23 protein-coding genes and 1 pseudogene are annotated in these 18,983 nt (G+C 70.2%); 9 read left to right on the top strand and 15 right to left on the bottom strand.

What is annotated here, in order from left to right; all coding sequences use genetic code 11:
- Position 1 precedes the first annotated feature (1 nt).
- Positions 2-1,060 carry an anthranilate phosphoribosyltransferase gene (gene trpD, locus ACQP2X_RS09260; protein WP_498695747.1) on the top strand — a complete coding sequence of 353 codons (1,059 nt, stop codon included), beginning with the start codon at positions 2-4 and terminating at the stop codon, positions 1,058-1,060.
- Positions 1,061-1,194: 134 nt separating this feature from the next.
- Positions 1,195-1,398 carry a hypothetical protein gene (locus tag ACQP2X_RS09255; protein WP_498695745.1) on the top strand — a complete coding sequence of 68 codons (204 nt, stop codon included), beginning with the start codon at positions 1,195-1,197 and terminating at the stop codon, positions 1,396-1,398.
- 171 nt (positions 1,399-1,569) lie between these two features.
- Here ACQP2X_RS09255 and ACQP2X_RS09250 read toward each other — a convergent pair whose 3' ends face one another.
- Together ACQP2X_RS09250 and ctaC are read right to left on the bottom strand one after the other, a co-directional pair.
- Positions 1,570-1,995 (bottom strand): cytochrome c oxidase subunit 4, encoded by a 426-nt coding sequence (locus ACQP2X_RS09250; protein WP_498695744.1) that lies wholly within the window; start codon positions 1,993-1,995, stop codon positions 1,570-1,572.
- Between the two features lie 8 nt (positions 1,996-2,003).
- On the bottom strand, positions 2,004-2,951 hold the full coding sequence (gene ctaC / locus ACQP2X_RS09245) for an aa3-type cytochrome oxidase subunit II (protein ID WP_498695743.1): 948 nt from the start codon (positions 2,949-2,951) through the stop codon (positions 2,004-2,006).
- 178 nt (positions 2,952-3,129) lie between these two features.
- Between ctaC and ACQP2X_RS09240 the strand changes: the two genes are divergently transcribed.
- Together ACQP2X_RS09240 and ACQP2X_RS09235 are read left to right on the top strand one after the other, a co-directional pair.
- The gene (locus ACQP2X_RS09240; RefSeq protein WP_498700874.1) at positions 3,130-4,266 is read left to right on the top strand and encodes a cysteine desulfurase family protein; all 1,137 of its coding nucleotides are present in this window, start codon (positions 3,130-3,132) and stop codon (positions 4,264-4,266) included.
- The gene (locus tag ACQP2X_RS09235; RefSeq protein WP_498695741.1) at positions 4,263-4,475 is read left to right on the top strand and encodes a sulfurtransferase TusA family protein; all 213 of its coding nucleotides are present in this window, start codon (positions 4,263-4,265) and stop codon (positions 4,473-4,475) included. The genes ACQP2X_RS09240 and ACQP2X_RS09235 overlap by 4 nt, the downstream gene beginning before the upstream one ends.
- On the opposite strand, the gene ACQP2X_RS09230 is transcribed toward ACQP2X_RS09235, so the two are convergent.
- The 4 genes from ACQP2X_RS09230 to ACQP2X_RS09215 all read right to left on the bottom strand — a co-directional run bounded on the left by ACQP2X_RS09230 (position 4,468) and on the right by ACQP2X_RS09215 (position 7,642).
- Positions 4,468-4,968: a P-loop nucleotide/nucleoside kinase family protein gene (locus tag ACQP2X_RS09230; RefSeq protein WP_498658007.1), complete on the bottom strand. Its 501-nt coding sequence runs from the start codon at positions 4,966-4,968 to the stop codon at positions 4,468-4,470. The two genes, ACQP2X_RS09235 and ACQP2X_RS09230, sit on opposite strands and share 8 nt — an antisense overlap.
- A gap of 9 nt (positions 4,969-4,977) precedes the next feature.
- The gene (locus tag ACQP2X_RS09225; protein ID WP_498695740.1) at positions 4,978-5,958 is read right to left on the bottom strand and encodes a carbohydrate kinase family protein; all 981 of its coding nucleotides are present in this window, start codon (positions 5,956-5,958) and stop codon (positions 4,978-4,980) included.
- Positions 5,959-6,079: 121 nt separating this feature from the next.
- Positions 6,080-6,451, bottom strand: coding sequence for an iron-sulfur cluster insertion protein ErpA (erpA, locus tag ACQP2X_RS09220; protein WP_097319992.1), 372 nt, complete (start codon positions 6,449-6,451; stop codon positions 6,080-6,082).
- A gap of 87 nt (positions 6,452-6,538) precedes the next feature.
- On the bottom strand, positions 6,539-7,642 hold the full coding sequence (locus tag ACQP2X_RS09215) for a glycerate kinase family protein (protein WP_498695738.1): 1,104 nt from the start codon (positions 7,640-7,642) through the stop codon (positions 6,539-6,541).
- A gap of 60 nt (positions 7,643-7,702) precedes the next feature.
- Between ACQP2X_RS09215 and nadA the strand changes: the two genes are divergently transcribed.
- From nadA to ACQP2X_RS09200, 3 genes are all read left to right on the top strand, one after another.
- Positions 7,703-8,881 carry a quinolinate synthase NadA gene (gene nadA / locus ACQP2X_RS09210; protein WP_498695737.1) on the top strand — a complete coding sequence of 393 codons (1,179 nt, stop codon included), beginning with the start codon at positions 7,703-7,705 and terminating at the stop codon, positions 8,879-8,881.
- A gap of 201 nt (positions 8,882-9,082) precedes the next feature.
- On the top strand, positions 9,083-10,438 hold the full coding sequence (gene murA, locus ACQP2X_RS09205; protein ID WP_498695735.1) for a UDP-N-acetylglucosamine 1-carboxyvinyltransferase: 1,356 nt from the start codon (positions 9,083-9,085) through the stop codon (positions 10,436-10,438).
- Positions 10,439-10,508: 70 nt separating this feature from the next.
- Entirely contained in the window at positions 10,509-11,126 is a 618-nt protein-coding gene (locus ACQP2X_RS09200; protein WP_498695734.1) for a DUF3043 domain-containing protein, read from the top strand.
- Positions 11,127-11,451: 325 nt separating this feature from the next.
- Here ACQP2X_RS09200 and ACQP2X_RS09195 read toward each other — a convergent pair whose 3' ends face one another.
- Complete coding sequence (locus ACQP2X_RS09195; protein ID WP_498695732.1) at positions 11,452-12,381, bottom strand: oxidoreductase; 930 nt, start codon at positions 12,379-12,381, stop codon at positions 11,452-11,454.
- A gap of 112 nt (positions 12,382-12,493) precedes the next feature.
- On the opposite strand from ACQP2X_RS09195, the pseudogene ACQP2X_RS09190 reads away from it, so the two are divergent.
- A pseudogene (locus ACQP2X_RS09190) lies at positions 12,494-13,258 on the top strand (helix-turn-helix transcriptional regulator); the annotation flags it as partial.
- A gap of 63 nt (positions 13,259-13,321) precedes the next feature.
- On the opposite strand, the gene ACQP2X_RS09185 reads toward ACQP2X_RS09190, so the two are convergent.
- Positions 13,322-13,585, bottom strand: coding sequence for an AzlD domain-containing protein (locus ACQP2X_RS09185; RefSeq protein ID WP_498661565.1), 264 nt, complete (start codon positions 13,583-13,585; stop codon positions 13,322-13,324).
- A gap of 44 nt (positions 13,586-13,629) precedes the next feature.
- Positions 13,630-14,304 carry an AzlC family ABC transporter permease gene (locus ACQP2X_RS09180; RefSeq protein WP_498695731.1) on the bottom strand — a complete coding sequence of 225 codons (675 nt, stop codon included), beginning with the start codon at positions 14,302-14,304 and terminating at the stop codon, positions 13,630-13,632.
- 66 nt (positions 14,305-14,370) lie between these two features.
- On the opposite strand from ACQP2X_RS09180, the gene ACQP2X_RS09175 reads away from it, so the two are divergent.
- Entirely contained in the window at positions 14,371-14,925 is a 555-nt protein-coding gene (locus ACQP2X_RS09175) for a helix-turn-helix domain-containing protein (protein WP_498695730.1), read from the top strand.
- Here the strand turns inward: ACQP2X_RS09175 and ACQP2X_RS09170 are convergent.
- From ACQP2X_RS09170 to ACQP2X_RS09145, 6 genes are read right to left on the bottom strand one after another with little or no spacing between them, the layout of a single operon-like run.
- Positions 14,922-15,329: a glyoxalase superfamily protein gene (locus ACQP2X_RS09170; protein ID WP_498695727.1), complete on the bottom strand. Its 408-nt coding sequence runs from the start codon at positions 15,327-15,329 to the stop codon at positions 14,922-14,924. The two genes, ACQP2X_RS09175 and ACQP2X_RS09170, sit on opposite strands and share 4 nt — an antisense overlap.
- A complete protein-coding gene (locus ACQP2X_RS09165; protein WP_498695726.1) occupies positions 15,326-15,802 on the bottom strand; it encodes an SRPBCC domain-containing protein in 477 nt (158 codons plus the stop codon). Before ACQP2X_RS09165 ends, ACQP2X_RS09170 begins: the two co-directional genes overlap by 4 nt.
- Entirely contained in the window at positions 15,799-16,125 is a 327-nt protein-coding gene (locus ACQP2X_RS09160; protein ID WP_498695724.1) for an ArsR/SmtB family transcription factor, read from the bottom strand. The genes ACQP2X_RS09165 and ACQP2X_RS09160 overlap by 4 nt, the downstream gene beginning before the upstream one ends.
- Before the next feature lie 17 nt (positions 16,126-16,142).
- Positions 16,143-17,228 (bottom strand): glycoside hydrolase family 16 protein, encoded by a 1,086-nt coding sequence (locus tag ACQP2X_RS09155; RefSeq protein ID WP_498695723.1) that lies wholly within the window; start codon positions 17,226-17,228, stop codon positions 16,143-16,145.
- 33 nt (positions 17,229-17,261) lie between these two features.
- On the bottom strand, positions 17,262-18,215 hold the full coding sequence (locus tag ACQP2X_RS09150; RefSeq protein ID WP_498695722.1) for an ABC transporter ATP-binding protein: 954 nt from the start codon (positions 18,213-18,215) through the stop codon (positions 17,262-17,264).
- Positions 18,212-18,961, bottom strand: coding sequence for an ABC transporter permease (locus ACQP2X_RS09145; RefSeq protein ID WP_498700873.1), 750 nt, complete (start codon positions 18,959-18,961; stop codon positions 18,212-18,214). The genes ACQP2X_RS09150 and ACQP2X_RS09145 overlap by 4 nt, the downstream gene beginning before the upstream one ends.
- Positions 18,962-18,983: the final 22 nt, after the last annotated feature.

The following is an 18,983-nucleotide window of genomic DNA, read 5'->3' as shown; positions in this document are numbered from 1 at the left end:
CATGGGCTCACGCACCTGGCCCAACCTGACCATGGCCCTGCTCCGCGGTGAGGAGCTCGCCTCGGCCGACACGGCCTGGGCGATGGGCGAGATCATGGCGGGCAACGTCACACCGGCCCAGATCGCCGGCTTCGCCATCGCCCTGCGGGCCAAGGGCGAGACGCCGGGTGAGCTGGCCGGCCTGGTCGAGGCCATGCTCGACAACGCCACGCTGGTGCCGCTGCCCGAGGACGTCCGCACGTCGGCCGTCGACGTGGTCGGCACCGGCGGCGACCGGGCCAACACCGTGAACATCTCCACCATGGCGGCGATAATCACGGCCGCTTCCGGTGTGACGGTGGTCAAGCACGGCAACCGCTCGGCGTCGTCCACGACCGGCACGGCCGACCTGCTCGAACGGTTCGGCATCCCGCTCGACCTGGGCCCGGCCGGCGTGGGCCGCACGGTGTCCGAGGCCGGCATCGGCTTCTGCTTCGCCGCCCGCTACCACCCGGGCATGCGCCACGCGTCCGTGCCGCGGCGTGAGCTGGGCGTTCCCACGTTCTTCAACGTGCTCGGCCCGCTGACCAACCCGGCCCGCCCGACCGCGGGGGCGGTGGGCTGTTTCGACATCCGCATGGCGCCGGTGATGGCCGAGGTCTTCGCCCGGCGCGGCGACTCGGTGATCGTGATGCGCGGCGAGGACGGCCTCGACGAGTTCACGACCGCGGCGCCGACCCGGGTGTGGAAGGCCGTCGGCGGCAAGGTCGAGGAGCTGGTGATCGACGCCGTCGAGCTCGGCCTCCCCCGCTCCGAGCCGGCCGCGCTGCGGGGTGGCGACTCGGCGTACAACGCCGACGTGGCCCATCGCACCTTCGTCGGCGAGCCCGGCCCGGTCCGCGACGCCGTCGTGGTCAACGTGGCGGCCGCCCTGGCCGCACAGGGTGGCTTCCCCGGCGACCTCAGAGACACGCTGCGGGCCGGAATAGCCCGGGCCCAGGAGACGATCGACTCCGGCGCCGCCACGGCGCTCCTGGAGCGCTGGGTGGCCGCGGCGCAGGCGGCCAAGGCCGCCGAATAAGGCCGAACAGAAGGATTCACAGGTAACACGCCGTCGCTAATCCGCCACGATGCCCCATTTCCGTGGCAGCGTCAGAATCGAATTCGGGTAAATCCACCTTCCGGCGAAGAGACGGCGAAGAGAGGAGCCCACCCGTGTCGGATCGCGAGATGCGCTGCGTCATCTGTGACGGCGACATGATGTTCGAGGTGCCGCCCTGCTCGGACGGCCACGACGACTGCCCCGAGATGGTCTGCACCCGCTGCGGCGCGGCCGAGGTCGTCGCACCGATAGTCGTCCACTGGTACGGCGTCACCAGGCCCCGCAAGATAGCCCCGAGGCAACGCCAGGCGGCATAGAGAAAGGGCCCGCGGTCCTCAGACCGGGGGCCCTCGTTTTTACCGCGAACGCCGCCGGTGAGATGGCATGTGGTTTTTCGACGTCCGCGGGGTTTGCGGACGGCGGAAAACCGCCTGCCATCTCACCGGTTACAAGGCGTTCGCCCGCGGAGCGAAGCGAAGCCAGCCAGTTCAGTGCTCGGCGGGGTGCCGGGTTCCGGTGTAGTACTCGAAGATCATGGCGCTCGACGAGATGATCACCATGATCAGGCCGACCACGACCAGCCACCACATCCAGAACGCCAGGCCGATGCCGGCCACAGTGGCCGACAGGGCGATGCCGAACGGCCAGTAGCTGCCCGGGCTGAAGAAGCCGATCTCGCCGGCGCCCTCGGCGATCTCGCCGTCCTCACGGTCCTCCGGGCGCAGGTCGATGCGCCGCGAGACGAACCAGAAGAAGCCACCGCACATCGAGCACAGCAGTCCGGAGAGGATCAGCGCCACAGTGCCGATCCACTCGACGTGACCCTCGTAGCTCTGCGAGTAGAAGCCGTAGACGATCGCCGCGCCGAAGAGGAAGGCGGCGACCCCGACGAAGATCTTGTATTCGGTCTTCACGGTCTAGCTCACTTCCCCGCGGTGGTGCCGGCGGCGACAGAGTTGGTCTGGTTCCAGCTGTGCTGCTGGCGGCGGGTGTCGAACGGCTCGGTGGTCACCGCGTACTGCTGGTCGCCGGTGAAGCCGATCGCCGCCATGCCCTCCTGGGTGGTGGCGCCGTTCTTGCGGGCCGCGAGATATTGGTCGAACTTCTCGGGCGAGACCACGACCAGCTCGAACTGCATGAACGCGTGGTACGTGCCGCAGAGCTCGGCGCACCGTCCGACGTAGCGGCCCTCGCGGTCGAGGGTCACCTCGAACTGGTTGCGCACGTTGCCCGGGAAGACGTCGCGCTTGAACAGCATCTCGGGAACCCAGAACGAGTGGATGACGTCCTTGCTCGTCTCCTCGAACCGGATCTTCTCACCGGTCGGCAGGACCAGCAGCGGGATGACGTCGGACGAGCCGACCGTCGAGGCCACCGTGTTCGCGCCCTCGCCCAGCCCGTCGCGGTAGTTGAACTGCCAGTTCCACTTGAACGCGACGACCTCGACCACCTGGTCGGGGTTCTTCGACAGCTTGTCCACGTCGGTCTGGATGATGGCCGTGTAGTAGAAGAGCACCGCCACGATCAGCACCGGGGTGACCGTGTAGAGCACCTCCATCGGCATGTTGAACCGGGTCTGCACGGGCAGCTCGTCGCCGCGCTTGCGGTACCGGATGATGCACCAGAAGATCAGGCCCCACACGAAGATGCCGACGACGAGGGCCGCGATCACCGAGGCGATCCACAGGTCGTACATCCGGTGTGCCTGGAGGCTGATGCCGTTGCTCGGCCACCCAAAGTGGCTGAACGCATCGCCGATGCCGTTCACCGAACAGCCCGAGAGCAGCAACAGCAGCGCCGACCCGCCGAGGCCGAGCCCGGCGAACCGGACTGCCGATCGCGGCCGTACGGCCGAACTCTTTGCGCCCACCTGCTTTTGCCTCCCTTAGCAGCACCGCCCCGCCCGAAACCGGACACCGAGCGGCAAGGCGTCACCGTCGGTCGCAGATTACTCGACCTGGCCTTAACGTCCGGGCCGGGGGGTCGGATCTTCGACGGTGCACGGTTACCCCTCAACAACCGGACGATACCGTTCCCGAGTGGAATACATGGGCGTTCCAGGTGGTCCGGCGGCATACATGGACGCCGCGACCGCCGCTCCACTGCATCCGGTGGCCCGCGAGGCGCTGCTGGCCGCACTCGACGATGGATGGGCCGACCCGGCCCGCCTCTATGGCGCGGGCCGGCGGGCCCAACAGCTTTCGGAGGCGGCGACGGCCGCTTTCGCCGAGGCATTGGCCGTACGACCGGACGAGGTGTCCCTCTGGCCCTCAGGCACGGCGGCGGCGCAGGCCGCGGTGCTGGGCGCCCTGGGTGGACGGGCCCGGCAGGGCGACACGCTGGTGCATTCGGCGATCGAGCATTCGGCCGTGCTGCACGCGGCCCGCCGCGGCCGGGCCGTCGAGGTGGGAGTGGACCGCCGGGGCCGGCTCGACCTGGACGCCTGGGACGCGGCGGTGTCCACACCGGGCGTCGCGGTGGCCGCGCTGATCAGCGCTAGTCACGAGGTGGGCACCGAGCAGCCGGTGGCGGCGGCCGCCGGTTACTGCGACGAGGCGGGGGTGCCGTTGTTTGTGGACGCCGCCCAGTCGATCGGGCGCGCGCCGGTGGCGCCGGGCTGGTCCCTGCTCAGCGCGAGCGCGCACAAGTGGGGCGGCCCGCCCGGGGTCGGCGTCCTCATCGTACGCAAGGGTGTGCGCTGGATCTCGCCGTTTCCCCAGGATGATCTTTATCGCCCGGGCGTGTCGGGCGCCCTCGATCTGCCGGCGGTGGTGGCCGCGGCGGCCAGCCTGCGGGCCGTCCTCGCCGAGGAGCGGACCGAGGCCGTACGTCTGTCGGCCCTGGTCGACCGGATCCGTGAGCGGGTGGCGGCGACCGTGCCCGACGTCGAGGTGGTCGGCGACCCGGTGAACCGGCTGCCCCACCTGGTCACCTTCTCCTGTCTCTACGTCGACGGCGAGGCGCTGCTGCACGCGCTGGACCGGGCCGGGTTCGCGGTCTCGTCCGGCTCGTCGTGCACGGCGTCGACGTTGCGGCCGAGCCACGTGCTGGAGGCGATGGGCGTGCTCAGCCACGGCAACGTGCGGATCTCGCTGCACCGCGGGACGACCGGGGACGAGGTGGAGCGCTTCCTCGACGTACTCCCCGGGCTGGTGGAAAAGATCCGGAAGGAGGCGGGGATGTGATCGAGCTCGACTGCCGGGGCGAGAAATGCCCCCTGCCGATCATCCATCTCGCGCAGCGGATCAAAGACGTCGAGATCGGCCAGATCGTACGGGTTCTGGCCGACGACCCGGCCGCGGCCAACGACATCCCGGCCTGGTGCCGCATGAAGGAACAGGAGTACCTGGGCTCGCCCGGGCCGAACGCCTTTGAGGTGCGGCGGCTCAGCTGAGGTATTCGAGGACCGGGCCGACCGGGTCCTTGGCGAAGAACGTGTCGACGACCAGGCGGCGCCCCAGGTACGGCTCGTACTCCTTCTGCCGTTCCAGGACGCGCACCCAGTCGGGAACGCCGTCGTGGTCGCGGGTCTCGTAACGCTTCTCGACCCGGCGGCGATGCTCGGCGTCGTCGCCGCAGACCACCTCGACCACGCGCAGCGGCACGCCGAGGCGCTCGGCCAGGTCGACCCAGAGCTGCCGGGCCGCCTTCACCGGGTTCACCGCGTCGATGATCACGTGCTGGCCGTTGGCCAGCTGCACCTCGGCCAGGGCGGCCACGACGCCGTAGGCCGCATAGCCCGGCCGCGGCTCCGTGACCTCGTACCGCTGAAGTGTGAAGTCGACGGTGTCGACGGCGAGCACGCACGCCGGCAGCTCGGTGGCCACCTTCGCGGCGAGCGTGCTCTTCCCCACGCCGGGCAGACCGGCAAAGACCGCCAACACCATGCTTCTTCCTTACACGACCGGCAGGAACAACTTGATCTCGGCGGCGGCATCGTCACCGTACGAGTCGGCGAAACGCTTGATGAAGTCGCCGGGGCGCACGTCGTACTCCTGAGCGCCGTCCGACTCGAGCACCAGGGCGGCCACCAGCGAGCCCACCTGGGCCGCCCGCTCCAGGCCGAGGCCCCACGAGATGGCGGCGAAGAAGCCGCCGCGGAAGCCGTCGCCCACGCCGGTCGGGTCGGCCGGGATGACGTCGCGGGCCACCGGCACGTGAATGCGCTCGATGCCGCGGCCGGTGATCTCGACGCCGTCCTTGCCCAGGGTGGTCACCCGGATCTTGACCTGGTCGAGGACCTCGTCGGCGGTCAGCCCGGCCTTGGTCTCCAGCAGCGACCGCTCGTACTCGTTGGTCAGCAGGTATTCGGCGCCGCTGATCAGCGTCAGCACGTCACTGCCGTCCATGCGGGCGAGCTGCTGCGACGGGTCGGCCGCGAACTTGAAGCCCCGCGCGCGGCACTCCTGGGAGTGGCGCACCATGGCCGCCGGGTCGTTGGCGGCGATGATCACCAGGTCGAGACCGCCGGCCCGGGCGTCGACCGGGGCCAGCTCGATGTTGCGGGCCTCGGCCATCGCGCCCGCGTAGAACGAGGCGATCTGGTTCAGGTCCTCGTCGGTGGTGCAGACGAAGCGCGCGGTGTGCGCGACGTCGCTGACGTGCACCGAGTCGCAGTCGACGCCGTGCCGCTCGAGCCACGAGCGGTAGTCGGCGAAGTCGGCGCCGACCGCGCCCACCAGGATCGGGTGCAGACCGAGCTTGCCCATCCCGTACGCGATGTTGGGGGCCACGCCGCCGCGCCGGACCACCAGGTCGTCGACGAGGAAGCTGAGCGACACCTTGTGCAGCTGGTCGGCGATGAGCTGGTCGGCGAACCGTCCCGGGAAGTGCATCAGGTGGTCGGTGGCGATCGAGCCGGTCACGGCGATCTTCATGATGGGCCCTTGGGTCGAGAAACGGGGGGCTTACGTACGCAGCCTACCGGCTGGGTAACGCACAGCAGGCCGCCCCGTTAACGGGACGGCCTGCTGGGTGGTTCCGCGTATTACCGAACGATCAGTGGAAGGAGTCGCCACAGGCGCAGGAGTTCTGCGCGTTCGGGTTGTCGATGGTGAAGCCCTGCGCGTCGATGCGGTCGGCGAAGTCGATGGTGGCGCCGGCCAGGTAGGGCGAGCTCATCCGGTCGACGACGACCTCGACGCCACCGAAGTCGCTCACGACGTCACCGTCGAGCGAGCGCTCGTCGAAGAAGAGCTGGTACCGCAGGCCGGAGCAGCCACCGGGCTGCACGGCGATACGAAGGCGCAGGTCGTCGCGGCCTTCCTGCTCGATCAGGGCCTTGACCTTCACCGCGGCGACGTCGGTCAAGAGAACGCCGGTCGGGGCGGCGGTCGCCTCGGTCGACGGGGTGTGCGCTTCAGCAGTCACTGCGTATCTCCCTGCAGGGTGCGGTCAGGTGCAGTACTTGCCAACGCTAACCCCATTCCCTGAGATTCCCAATTGGGGTGGCTTACTTCACCGGCTCCACTGAGAGGCCAGGCGAGCCGAGAGTTCTCGCAGGCCACGGGCGGGCTCACGCATGGCGATTTCCTCGCTGCCGAAGTGCTCGGTCAGGGAATAAGTCTCGGTGACGCCTGCTGAGGCGGCCTCCCGGAAGCCGGTTTCGTTCCGGCCGCAGAGCACGACACAGGGCAGACCGCGGTCCCGGGCGCCGCCGGCGATGCCCGCGACGACCTTCCCGCGCAGTGACTGGTGGTCGAAAGATCCCTCTCCCGTGATCACCAGATCGGCCGCGTCCAGCTCCTTCTCCAGGCCGATCGCTGTCGAGACCAGCCCGATCCCGGAGACCACCCGCCCGCCGAGGGCGATCAGCGCGGCTCCGATCCCACCGGCCGCTCCCCCACCAGGGGCAACTTCCAGATCGGTCAGACCAAAGGCCCTTTCCAGTACGCCGGCGAACTGCTCCAACGCGGCGTCGAGCCGATAGACGTCTTCCTCGCTCGCGCCCTTCTGCGGCCCGAAGATCTTGCTGGCCCCATGCAGGCCGGTCAGCGGGTTGTCGACGTCAGTGGCGGCGATCAGGCTCACCTGGCGCAGTGTGGGCGTCCCACCGAGCGAGGCGGCCGCGTTCAGATAAGCGCCCCCGTACGGGAGTGCGTACCCGGCTACGTCCACCGGTGGGGCGCCGAGCGCGGCCAGCATCCCGGCCCCGGCGTCGTTGGTGGCCGAGCCGCCCAGCCCGATCACGACCTCGGCCGCACCCGCCTCCACGGCCGCCAGGAGCAGCAGGCCCAGCCCGTACGAGCTGGTGGTGTTGGGGTCCCGCTCCTCGCGGGTCAAAAGGTGGAGACCGCAGGCTTGGGCGCTCTCGACATAAGCCGTGGAACCGACCAGCAGGACCTCACCCGGCACGGGGCGGCCCAGCGGGTCGACGGTGTCGACCGGGATGCGGCGGCCGCCGAGCGAACCGGCCAGTACCTCGATGAAGCCCGGCCCGCCGTCGGCGATCGGCCGGCTGATCAGCTCATCCTCGCCCGACCAGCCCTCGACCACCGCCTCGGCGACCTCGGGGGCGGACAGCGTGCCGGCGAATTTGTCAGGGCAGATCAATACGCGCACGCCAATGAGTGTGACAGCCCACTCCTTCAGGAAGCGATGACCATCTCGCGCTGTGCGACGATGACCAACGTGACGTCGACCTGGACCGAACCCTCGAACACCGCCACCGCACTGCTGCTGCTCGGCCGGGGCACCGACCCCGCCTCCGAGCGCGGCGTCGACTGCCCGGGCGACCTGCCCGCACCCAGCGACCCCGACCTGGTCGCCCGTGCCACCGCGGCCAAGGCCGCCCTCGGCGACCGCGTCTTCGTGCTCGGCCACCACTACCAGCGCGACGAGGTCATCCAGTTCGCCGATGTCACCGGCGACTCGTTCAAGCTCGCCCAGCAGGCCGCGGCCCGCCCCGACGCCGAGTTCATCGTCTTCTGCGGCGTGCACTTCATGGCCGAGAGCGCGGACATCCTCACCAAGCCCGAGCAGAAGGTGATCCTGCCCGACCTGGCGGCCGGCTGCTCGATGGCCGACATGGCCGTGCTGGGCCAGGTCGAGACGGCGTGGGAGCGCTTCGAGGACCTCGGCATCGCGGGCGACATCGTCCCGGTCACGTACATGAACTCGTCGGCCGACATCAAGGGCTTCGTGGGCCGCAACAAGGGTGTCGTCTGCACCTCGTCGAACGCCAAGCGGGCCCTCGACTGGTCGTTCGAGCAGGGCAGCAAGGTGTTCTTCTTGCCCGACCAGCACCTGGGGCGGAACACAGCCGTACTGGAAATGGGCTTCGATCTCGATGATTGTGTCCTCTACGACCCGCACAAGCCGGGTGGCGGGCTGACCGACGAGCAGCTGCGGAACGCGCGGATGATCCTGTGGCGCGGGCACTGCTCGGTGCACGGGCGCTTCACCATCGACAGCGTGCGTGAGGTCCGCGAGCGGGTGCCGGGCGTCAACGTGCTGGTCCACCCCGAGTGCCGGCACGACGTGGTGCGCGCGGCCGACTACGTCGGCTCGACCGAATACATCATCAAGGCCCTGGACGCGGCGCCGTCCGGCTCGGCCTGGGCGGTCGGCACGGAGCTCAATCTCGTACGGCGTCTCGCGCTCGCCCACCCCGACAAGCAGATCATGTTCCTCGACCGGACGGTCTGCTACTGCTCGACGATGAACCGCATCGACCTGCCCCACCTGGTGTGGGCGCTCGAAGAGCTCGTCGCCGGCCGGGTGCCGAACGTGATCACCGTCGACGACGACACGGCGCACAACGCGCGTGTCGCGCTGGACCAGATGCTCGCCTTGCCGTAGTGACTCTGGGTAGTCGTCAAGATCCGCAGCGCGTCCGGGATTCTTAACTCTGTCCTATTTACCGTCCGCTGGGCGTTGTGATGGCTTCCTAATTTGTCACTCAGCGCTATGCTTCCTCGGTTGCAGAAGCGGGTACCCCCATCCGGCTTCCGCCCCCTCGATCATCTCGGGCGCCCCAACGCCCGCCAGCTGGAGGTTACGTTGACCGACGACGTCCTGGTCGTGCACGGCGGTACGCCGCTGCAGGGTCAGATCCGGGTCCGTGGCGCCAAGAACCTCGTCTCCAAGGCGATGGTCGCCGCCCTGCTGGGTGAGTCACCGAGCCACCTGTACGACGTGCCGGCCATCCGCGACGTCGAAGTCGTTCGCGGGCTGCTCGCGCTGCACGGTGTGAAGGTCAGCGACGGCGCCGACGACGGCGAGATCGTCATGGACCCCACCAACGTCGAGAGCGCCAGCACCGACGAGATCAACGTGCACGCGGGCTCCAGCCGCATCCCGATCCTGCTCTGCGGTCCCCTGCTGCACCGCCTCGGGCACGCGTTCATCCCGGACCTCGGCGGCTGCCACATCGGCCCCCGGCCCATCGACTTCCACATCCAGGCCCTGCGCGAGTTCGGCGCGGTCGTCGACAAGGCGCCCGAGGGCATGCACCTGAGCGCGCCCAACGGCCTGCACGGCGCCAAGCTGGAGCTGCCCTACCCGAGCGTCGGCGCGACCGAGCAGGTGCTGCTCACAGCCGTACGGGCGGAAGGGGTGACCGAGCTCCGCAACGCCGCCATCGAGCCCGAGATCATCGATCTCATCTGCGTCCTGCAGAAGATGGGCGCGATCATCACGGTGCACACCGACCGGGTCATCGAGATCCAGGGTGTCCGCAAGCTCCACGGCTACAAGCACAAGCCGATCCCCGACCGGATCGAGGCGGCCAGTTGGGCCGCGGCCGCCCTGGCGACCAAGGGCGAGATCGAGGTCCTGGGCGCGCGCCAGGCCGACATGATGACGTTCCTGAACGTCTTCCGCTCCATCGGCGGCGAATGCGAGATCACCGACGACCGGGTGGCCCGCGACGGCGTGACAGCTGTCGAAGGCGGCATCAAGTTCTGGCACCCCGGCCACGAGCTCCAGGCGGTGGCCCTCGAGACGGACGTCCACCCGGGCTTCATGACCGACTGGCAGCAGCCCCTGGTGGTGGCGCTGACCCAGGCCCGCGGCATCTCGATCATGCACGAGACCGTGTACGAGCAGCGGCTCGGCTACACCGACGCGCTGAACCAGATGGGCGCGACCATCCAGGTCTACCGCGACTGCCTGGGCGGCACCCCGTGCCGCTTCGGCCGGCGCAACTTCATGCACTCGGCGGTCATCGCCGGCCCGTCCAAGCTGCACGCGGCCGACCTGGTCATCCCCGACCTGCGGGCGGGCTTCGCCCACCTGATCGCGGCGCTGGCGGCCGAGGGCACCTCCCGGGTGTACGGGGTGGACCTGATCAACCGGGGTTACGAGGACTTCGAAGGCAAGCTGGCGGCCCTCGGCGCACACGTCGAGAGGCTGTAACAGGCTCCGGTTTCATCACTATCAGCGGCGCGGTGTGAAAGACACCGCGCCGCTTGGCTACTCTCTGAGCGTGCCCTCGCTTTTCCGCCGCAAGCAAGACGACACCCCCACCACCGAGGTCGTGGAGGAGGTGACGCCTGAGGTTGCGCGCCCCAAGAGCTACACCCCCAGCAAAAAGGAACTGGGTGTGGCCACGCCCAAGCGGACGAGCACGGGCCGCCGAGTGGCGGAGCCGACGCCGACGAACCGCAAAGAGCAGCTCAAGCAGATGCGCGAGCGCCAGCGCGAGGAGCGGGCGGAAGCCTCGGCGGGCATGAAGGCCGGAGACGAGCGTTATCTCCTGGCCCGCGACAGGGGGCCGGAGCGCTCCCTGGTCCGCGACATCGTCGACGCGCGGCGCACGGTGGGCACGTGGTTCTTCGGCGGCGCGCTGATCGTGCTGATCGGGTCGACCGTGCAGATCGCGGCGGTGCAGCTGGCCAGCAATGTGCTGTGGCTGCTGCTGGCGCTCGGCGTGATCGTGGACAGCGTTCTGATCTCCCGCAAGGTCAAGCGGCTGGTCAACGAGCGCTTCCCCAAGCACTCGCAGCGGATGGGGTCGCTTCAGCTTTACGGCGTGATGCGTGGTTTGACGTTCCGCCGGATGCGGGTGCCCAAGCCCAAGGTCGATCTCGGTCAGGCTGTCTGAGGCCGGGTCTTACCCTCACCGCCTGTGAGCCAGAGCGGAAGTCAGGCGGCGGCGTTCTTCAAAGAGATCGCCCGCCATCGGACCGTCTGGTACGTGCGCGACGACCTGGGCAGCCTCCCTGCGGAAGTGGCAGACCGAAGACCTTCCCGAACTCTCTGACGAAGGATTCCGGATCGGAATCAACTGGACGGGACCCCGCCTCATGGGTTGGGACTTCACCGTGCCCGAAGTCCTCAACCGGCTGGCTCATGTTCTGCGCGAAGGGCCGTACGCCGATACGCCACGCCAGCGGACGTGAGCTCCGCGGCGCGCTGGGGAGGGCAGGTCACACGCCGCTTCGGTGGGTGTGGTTCAAGTAGCTGACGCCGGTCAGGGTTTCCGCTGCTGTCCAAAGACGGGTGCCTCTTGTCGGGTCCAGGGCGTCGTGGCTTGCGTGGGCATCGGTTACGCGGCCTCTGGTCTCGGCCAGGTGGGCGGGGCCGAAGAACTGGCCGCTGTGGGCGCCGGGGTCGGTGGCGGCGCGCAGTTGGGGCCGGGCGCCCTGGTCCAAGGGCTGGGTGGCCAACAAGCCGGCCCAGGCCATCAGGCGGCCCAGGCGGGGGCGGTGCTCCCAGGCCCGCGGGGTCAGGTTGGTGCGGGTCAGGCCCGGATGGGCGAGGGTGCTGACGACCGGCGAGGTGGTGGCCCGCAGGCGGCGGTCCAGTTCGAAGCCGAAGATCGTGGTGGCCAGTTTGGAACGGCCGTAGGCGGGCGCGGCGCGGTAGTTCCGCTCATACATGAGGTCGTCGAAGTCCAGGTGGGCGTTCTTGTGGGTGATCGAGCTGAGGCTCACCACCCGGGCCGCGGGAGCCGCGGACAGGGGGCCGAGCAGCAGGCCGGTCAGGGCGAAGTGGCCGAGCATGTTGGTGCCGAGGTGGAGCTCGAAGCCGTCGGCGGTGGTGCGGCGGGGGCCGAGCAGCACCACGCCGGCGTTGTTGACCAGCAGGTCGAGCACCGGGTGGTCCGCGGCCAGGCCGGCCGCGAAAGCCCGCACCGAGGCCAGCGAGGCCAGGTCCAGCTCGCGGACCTCGACGTCACCGCCGATCCGGCGGGCCGCCTCCCGGCCGGCCGTGGTGTTGCGGACGGCCAGCACCACGTGGGCGCCGTGCCGGGCCAGTTCGGTCGCGGTGATCAGGCCCAGCCCCGAGTTCGCGCCGGTCACCACGGCGGTCCGGCCGTGCTGGTCGGGGATGTTCTCGGCGGTCCATCCGGTCATCTGCTGCTCCTCGGGTCGGTGCGGTCACCGGTGACGCTAGGGGCGGCGGCGAGGAGTTCGGTCGTTCCGCCAGACCTACCTTGGTGGTCACGCCGGGCGGGACACTTGCGGCATGACCCATCCGTACGCCCGTGAGCTCGGCGACTTCCTGCGCGCCCGGCGCAACCGCCTCAGCCCTCGCGACGTCGGCCTCGAGCCGGGCGGCCGGCGCAAGGTGGCCGGGCTGCGCCGCGAGGAGCTGGCCCTGCTGGCCGGGCTCAGCACCGACTACTACCAGCGGATGGAACAGGGCCGGGAGGTGCACCCGTCCGACGACGCCCTGGACGCCATCGCCGGCGCGCTCGCCCTCGACGATCAGGAACGCCGGCATCTGTTCACCCTGGCCCGCGCCGCCCGCCGGCCGATGCCGGCCCGGGCCGAGAGCACGCCCGAGCGGGTGCCCGACAGCACCCGGCGGCTGCTGCGGGTGCTGGACACCCCGGCCGTCGTGCTCGGCCGTCATCTGGACCTGCTCGACTGGAACCGGATGGCCGAGGCTTTGCTCGGTGACCCCGACGGCTACCCGGCCGACCGGCTCAACATGCTCCTGCTGATGTTCGACGACACGCTGACCAGCCAGCGCAGCTGCCCGGACTGGGAACGGCAGGCGCTGGACTACATCGGCATGATGCGCGCCGCCGTGGCGACCGACCCGGCCCATCCGAGGGCGACCGCGATCGTCGGCGAGCTCAGCATCCGCAGCGCCGAGTTCCGCCGGCTCTGGGGCCGTCACGACGTCCGCGAGCGGGTGTCCGGCACCAAGACCTTCCGGATCCCGGAGGTCGGCGACATCGACCTGGCCTGGGACACCTATCCGCTGCCGGGCAGCCCGGGGCCGGTCCTGCTGGTCTTCACCGCCGAACCGGGCAGCGCCGACGAAAAGCGGCTGCGGCGGCTCGGGTCAGGGCAGGCCGGCCAGGCGCAGGAGGGCGGCGGATGCGGCGGCGGCCACGACGACTATCACGAAAGGGGCCCGGCGCCAGGCCAGGAGGGCGCCCACGGCTACGCCGGCGGGGCGGGCCACGCCGGCGAAGTCGCTTCCGGCCATGATCGTCGAGGTAGCGGCCAAGGCTGTCAGCAGGGCGGCGGCCGACATGGGTAGAAGCCGCTGGACGCTGTCGGAGAGGTGAAGGCGTTCGCGCAGCAGGACGCCGCCCAGGCGCATGGTGTACGTGCCGATGCCCAGAACGATGACCGCGGTGATCAGCATCAGGACTCCTTCGCGGGGCGACGCAGCAGGGTCAGCAGGCCCAGCAGGGCGCACAGGATCGGCAGGCCGGCCGGGAGCAGCGGAGTCAGGGCCACCGCTACGACCGCGCCGGTCAGGGCGACCACGCGGGTCGGGCGGTCTTTCAGCGACGGCAGGATCAGGGCGATCAGCGCGGCCGGGAACGCGGCGTCCAGGCCCAGGGCGTCCGTGTCGGAGACGGCGCCGCCCAGCAGGACGCCCAGGGCGGTGCCGATGTTCCACGACGTGAACAGGGTGATGCCGATCAGCCAGTACGTGTGACGGCGGCGGGAGGCGTCCTTCTCGGCCAGGGTGAAGGCGACCACCTCGTCGGTCATCACGTGGCTGCCGATCAGCCGGTCCCGGAGGCGGGGGCCCATGGCGGTGCCGATCGCCATGCCGAACGGCAGGTGGCGGGCGTTCAGGAGCAGGGCGGCCAGGACGGCGGCGATCGGGCTGCCGGCGGCGAAGAGGCCCACGGCCAGGAACTGGGAACCGCCGGCGAAGACGACAGTGGACATCAGGAACGGAAGCCAGGTCGGCAGGCCGTACGCGATGGTTATGGCGCCGAAGGAAGCGCCGACGGCGATCATGGCGGCTCCGATGGCCGCGGCGTCGCGAAGCAGCGCGCGGGGCGTTCGCTGTAACGTACGCATGGTTCAGAATATTGAACGACACCGGCCGCGTTCGTCAAACCGAACGACTCGATCGATGGAGCGAACATGCACGAATCGGCGCCACCGCTCGCGACCATCGCTGCCGCGCTGAGGCGGGAGCGGGAGCGGGCCGGGATCTCGCTGGCCGAGCTGGCCCGGCGGGCCGGGCTGGCCAAGTCGACGCTGTCGCAGCTCGAGGCGGGCACCGGCAACCCGAGCATCGAGACGCTGTGGTCGCTCGGGGTGGCGCTGGGGGTGCCGTTCAGCCGGCTGGTCGAGCCGCCGCCCACGCGGGTGCGGGTGATCCGGGCCGGCGAGGGGCCGCGGGTGCAGTCGGACCGCGCCGACTTCGTGGCCACACTGCTCGCGGCCGGGTCGGCGCACACCCGGCGCGACCTCTACGTCATGGAGCTGGAGCCGGGTGAGGCCCGCGAGGCGGCCGCGCACATCCCGGACAGCGTCGAGCATCTGGTGGTGGCGGCCGGCCGGATCCTGGCGGGCCCGGCCGGCGAGCAGGTGGAGCTGGGGCCCGGCGACTATGTGTCGTTCCCGGGCGACGTGCCGCACTACTACGAGGCGCTGGAGCCGGCCTGGGCCGTCCTCGTCATGGAGCACCGTTAGGCGCGGCTGGAGATCTGCTGCACGGCCCAGCCGTTGCCGTCGGGGTCGCTGAAGAAGACGAAGCCGACGTTGTCCAGCGGGTCGGGCACGGGGCGCGGGTTCTGGCCCAGCGTCTGCACCTCGCTGCACTCCACGCCGCGCTCGACCAGCTCGGCGTGCGCCTTGCGGATGTCGGGGACGACCAGTTGCAGGCCCTTGAGCGAGCCGGGCGGCATCTCGGGCACGGCACCCTTGCCGATCACCACCGAGCAGCCGGAGCCGGGCGGGGTGAGCTGGATGATGCGCACGTCGTCGCCGAAGCGGGTGTCGTGGTCGACGGTGAAGCCGAGCCGGTCGGCGTAGAACTCCTTCGCGCGGTCGAGGTCGGTGACGGGGACGACGACGACTTCCAGGGTCCAGTTCACGATGAGCCTCCGTACAGAAGAGTGTCGAGTCTTTCGAATCCTTCGCCGATGCCGCGGGCCATGGGATACGACAGCGCACGCTCCCGCCCCGCGGGGGTGGCGTAACGGACGACGGTGGTCAGCACGGTGCCGTCGCCCTCGGCGCGGAACTCGTGGCTGATCAGGGTGTCGCCGGGGTAGGACTGGTCGTCGAAGCGCTCGGTGTGCAGCAGCCGGTGCGGCGGGTCGACGACGCGGTAGGTGCCACGCTGGGTCATCCGGTCGCCGCCGGGCCCCTCACTGACGAACCGGTAGGCGCCACCGACCCGCAGGTCGATCTCGCACTCGACCAGATGCCAGCCCCGGGCGCCGTACCAGCGGGTCAGCAGGGCGGGCTGGGTCCAGGCGGCGAACACCCGCGAGGGCGCCGCCGCGAAGGACCGGGTCAGCACGATGTCGCGATCGCCGGGCGCCGAGACGCCCAAACCACTCACGACTCTTCCTCCAGGGAGCCCAGAACCTCGTCGAGGCGCTGGAAGGACTCCTCCCAGTAGTCGCGGTAGTCCTGCAACCAGTCGACCGCCTCGCGCAGCGGCCGCGCCTCCAGGCGGCAGGGCGCGCGCCGGTTGCCCGGCCCGCGCGAGACCAGGCCGGCCCGTTCGAGGACCTTGAGGTGCTTGGTGATCGCCGGCTGGGTCATGGCGAACGGCGAGGCGAGCTCGGTGACGGTCGCTTCGCCCCGGGCGAGGCGGGCCAGGATGGCGCGCCGCGTGGGGTCGGCCAGCGCGGCGAAGGTGGCGTCCAGATCAGTTTTCATAACCGATCGGTAATCTATCAGGCGGGAACGCCACCGCGCCAGACCGAGATGGGCCCGACCGTCATGGTCCGAGAGGAGAAGGTCGGCTCGGCGTCGCCCGCGTCGAGGGGAACGCCCAGATCGGTGGTGCCCTCGCTCCAGTCGTACGACCGGCCGGCCAGATGCACGGCCGACTTGGCCAGCGTGGGCTCGCTGCCGGTGCCCTCGAAGATGTCCAGCTCGCCGCAGGCCGGCCAGCCGGCGCTGGGCATGTTCGCGCCGAGCAGCCAGAACGCCGGCCACACGGCGTCACCGGTGGGCGCGGTGATCGAGGCCTCGACGTACGAGCCGGGCGCGATCGTCACCTTGCCCTGGGTGTTCAGCCGCGCGCTCGTGTAGCCGCCGCCGTCCGTCCGCAACGCGGTGATCTTCAAGTTCCCCGCGCCGTCGACCCGCGCGTTCGCCGTACTGCTGGTGTAGGTCTGCCGCTCCCCGTTCCCCCAGCCGCCGGCGCCGGTCTGCCGGTTCCAGACCGCGGCGTCGGGCGCGGTGCCTTCGGCGCCGGAGAAGCCGATGGTCCGGGTCGGCGCGCTTCGCACGCTTCTTGGGGTGTACGCCGTGACGGCCTGGACAGAAGCATTGGCGATCTGCACCGTGAACGCGCCCGACGCCGGCAGCGCGAAATAGAGCCCGGTGTCGGCCGCGCCCGGCGCCGTGGCCAGGAACGTGCGGGTGATCCGCTGCCACCCGGCGTTGGCCGGGCTCACGTACTCCGCCACCTTCGCCGGCCGGTGCTGCCACGACCCGTTGGCCAGCAGCATCCCGTACCGCCGGCCCGCCCCGCCGGGATCACGCAGGTAGGCCGTCATCCGATAGGTGCGGCCGACCTCGAACGTCAGGCCCTGGACCGAGCTCAACGCGTACGCCCAGGAACCGAAACCACCCTCGCTCCGCACCTCGACCGCGGTTGTGGCGGGCCCGCCCTTCAGGGCGGTGACCCGCCGCAGCGTGACCGAGCCGCTCGCCGAGGCCACCGACCAGCCGGCGGGATCCGGCGGCGCGGCCGAAGCCGGCACGGGCGCCACCAGCGCGAGAGCCACCGCGGCGGCGATCAACGACCTCATGGTGGGACGTGATCGGCCGACGGCCGCTGATCATTAGCGGGGCGCCGCGTAGAGCTTCGCGACGACGTCCTCGATGTCCGGCTCGACCACCGAGAGATCACGCACCGCGGCCGCTCCGACCAGACCGGCCACCGCGGCGCCGGCGGCGATCGCGTCGAGCGTGAAGGTCACCCGGTGCCCGTCCGCCTCGGCGCCGGTCATGGTCGCACCGGGCAGCGTGAAGTCCGGCGGCAACGGCGTGTCCAGATCGACCACCAGGCGCCGCCGGGAGCCGTACCGGGCATGAAGCTCCTCGATCGTGCCGTCGTGCACCACGCGGCCGTGGTCGATCACCACCAGGCGGCGGCACAGCCGCTCGATGTCGGCCAGGTCGTGCGTGGTCAGCACCAGCGTCACGTCGCCGCCGCGGCCGAGCTCGGCCAGGAACGAGCGGACCGCCTGCTTGCTGACCACGTCGAGACCGATCGTCGGCTCGTCCAGGAACAGGACCTTGGGACCGTGCAGCAGGGCGGCGGTGAGCTCGCCGCGCATGCGCTGGCCGAGCGAGAGCTGCCGCACCGGGGTGTCCATGAACGCGTCGAGATCGAGCAGCTCGCGGCACCTCTTCAGCCGCTCCCGGTGGGCCGCCGGATCGACCCGGTAGATGTGCCGGAGCAGCCGGAACGACTCGGCCAGCGGCAGGTCCCACCACAGCTGCGAGCGCTGGCCGAAGACGACACCGAGCTGAAGGGCCAACTTCGTTCTCTGCGGTACGGGCTCCAGCCCGCACACCCGTACCTCTCCGCTGGTCGGGGTCAGGACGCCGGTGAGCATCTTCAGCGTCGTCGATTTGCCGGCGCCGTTCGGGCCGATGTACCCGACCATCTCGCCCCGCTCGATGGCCAGGCTCACCCCGTCGACGGCGCTGACCGTGCGCTTCTCGCGTCTCAGGCGGCCGGCCTTGAGGCGTACGACGAAATCTTTGCGCAGATCCTGCATGTGAATCATGACCCGGTGCTCCGGTAGTGACGGACGCCGGTGCGCCACACCAGCCCGGCGATCGCCGCCGCGGCCAGCGCGACGAACGGCGCGGAATATCCCGCCCAGGCCGGCAGGCCCAGCGGGTCGGTACGGCCCAGGATCACGAGGGCCGGCTGATAGGCGACGAAGGCGAAACCCAGGGTGTACGCGAAGACGGCACGGAACCACCCGCCGTAGACCGTGATGGGATAGGAGGCGAAGTCGCGGCCGCCGTAGGTGAAAGCGTTGCCGAGCTGGCCCGACTCGACCCACCAGAACGAGAAGCTCCCGGCGATCACGAAGAGCGAGCCGAAGAAGACCCCGGCCGAGACGGGCGCGACGATCAACAGCAGGACCCGGACCGGGTTCCAGTCGATGTCGTTCATGGCGACCGCGGTGACCAGCACCCCGATGCCCACAAGCAGGCGCATCAGCTTGCGAAGGGGCAGATCCATGCAGACCAGCTGCGGCAGCACGCCGAGCGGGCGGACCAGGACGGCGTCGAGGGTGCCGCTACGGACGTACATCCGAAGATCGTCGATGTTGCCGACCGTCATGTCGGCCAGGACGAAGCCGGCGCTCGTGATCCCGGTCATCATCAGCGCCTCGGCCAGGGAGAACTCGCCGATCGTGGTGGCCGCCCCGAACAGCACGAAGACGGTGGCGACGTCGATGACCGTGCCGGCCGCGTTGGTGATCAGCTCCATGGCGAAGCTGGCCCGGTAGCTGGCCATCGAGCGCAGCTTCGCGCCGAGC

It is taken from the genome of Actinoplanes sp. CA-131856 (genome assembly GCF_050956135.1).
Taxonomy (GTDB): Bacteria; Actinomycetota; Actinomycetes; order Mycobacteriales; family Micromonosporaceae; genus Actinoplanes.
Note: the sequence above shows the minus strand (reverse complement) of the source record. Positions and strands in the feature narration are given on the sequence as shown.

Excerpts from the sequence above, each read along its gene's own strand:
- ACQP2X_RS09230 (WP_498658007.1), bottom strand. The coding sequence starts at position 4,968 with ATGGTGTTGGCGGTCTTTGCCGGTCTGCCCGGCGTGGGGAAGAGCACG.
- ACQP2X_RS09240 (WP_498700874.1), top strand. The coding sequence starts at position 3,130 with ATGGGCGTTCCAGGTGGTCCGGCGGCATACATGGACGCCGCGACCGCC.
- ACQP2X_RS09225 (WP_498695740.1), bottom strand. The coding sequence starts at position 5,958 with ATGAAGATCGCCGTGACCGGCTCGATCGCCACCGACCACCTGATGCAC.
- ACQP2X_RS09175 (WP_498695730.1), top strand. The coding sequence starts at position 14,371 with ATGCACGAATCGGCGCCACCGCTCGCGACCATCGCTGCCGCGCTGAGG.
- ACQP2X_RS09150 (WP_498695722.1), bottom strand. The coding sequence starts at position 18,215 with ATGATTCACATGCAGGATCTGCGCAAAGATTTCGTCGTACGCCTCAAG.
- nadA (WP_498695737.1), top strand. The coding sequence starts at position 7,703 with ATGACCAACGTGACGTCGACCTGGACCGAACCCTCGAACACCGCCACC.
- ACQP2X_RS09185 (WP_498661565.1), bottom strand. The coding sequence starts at position 13,585 with ATGCGCCTGGGCGGCGTCCTGCTGCGCGAACGCCTTCACCTCTCCGAC.
- ACQP2X_RS09180 (WP_498695731.1), bottom strand. The coding sequence starts at position 14,304 with ATGCGTACGTTACAGCGAACGCCCCGCGCGCTGCTTCGCGACGCCGCG.
- trpD (WP_498695747.1), top strand. The coding sequence starts at position 2 with ATGGGCTCACGCACCTGGCCCAACCTGACCATGGCCCTGCTCCGCGGT.
- ACQP2X_RS09195 (WP_498695732.1), bottom strand. The coding sequence starts at position 12,381 with ATGACCGGATGGACCGCCGAGAACATCCCCGACCAGCACGGCCGGACC.
- ACQP2X_RS09160 (WP_498695724.1), bottom strand. The coding sequence starts at position 16,125 with ATGAAAACTGATCTGGACGCCACCTTCGCCGCGCTGGCCGACCCCACG.
- ACQP2X_RS09145 (WP_498700873.1), bottom strand. The coding sequence starts at position 18,961 with ATGGCCAGCTACCGGGCCAGCTTCGCCATGGAGCTGATCACCAACGCG.
- ACQP2X_RS09155 (WP_498695723.1), bottom strand. The coding sequence starts at position 17,228 with ATGAGGTCGTTGATCGCCGCCGCGGTGGCTCTCGCGCTGGTGGCGCCC.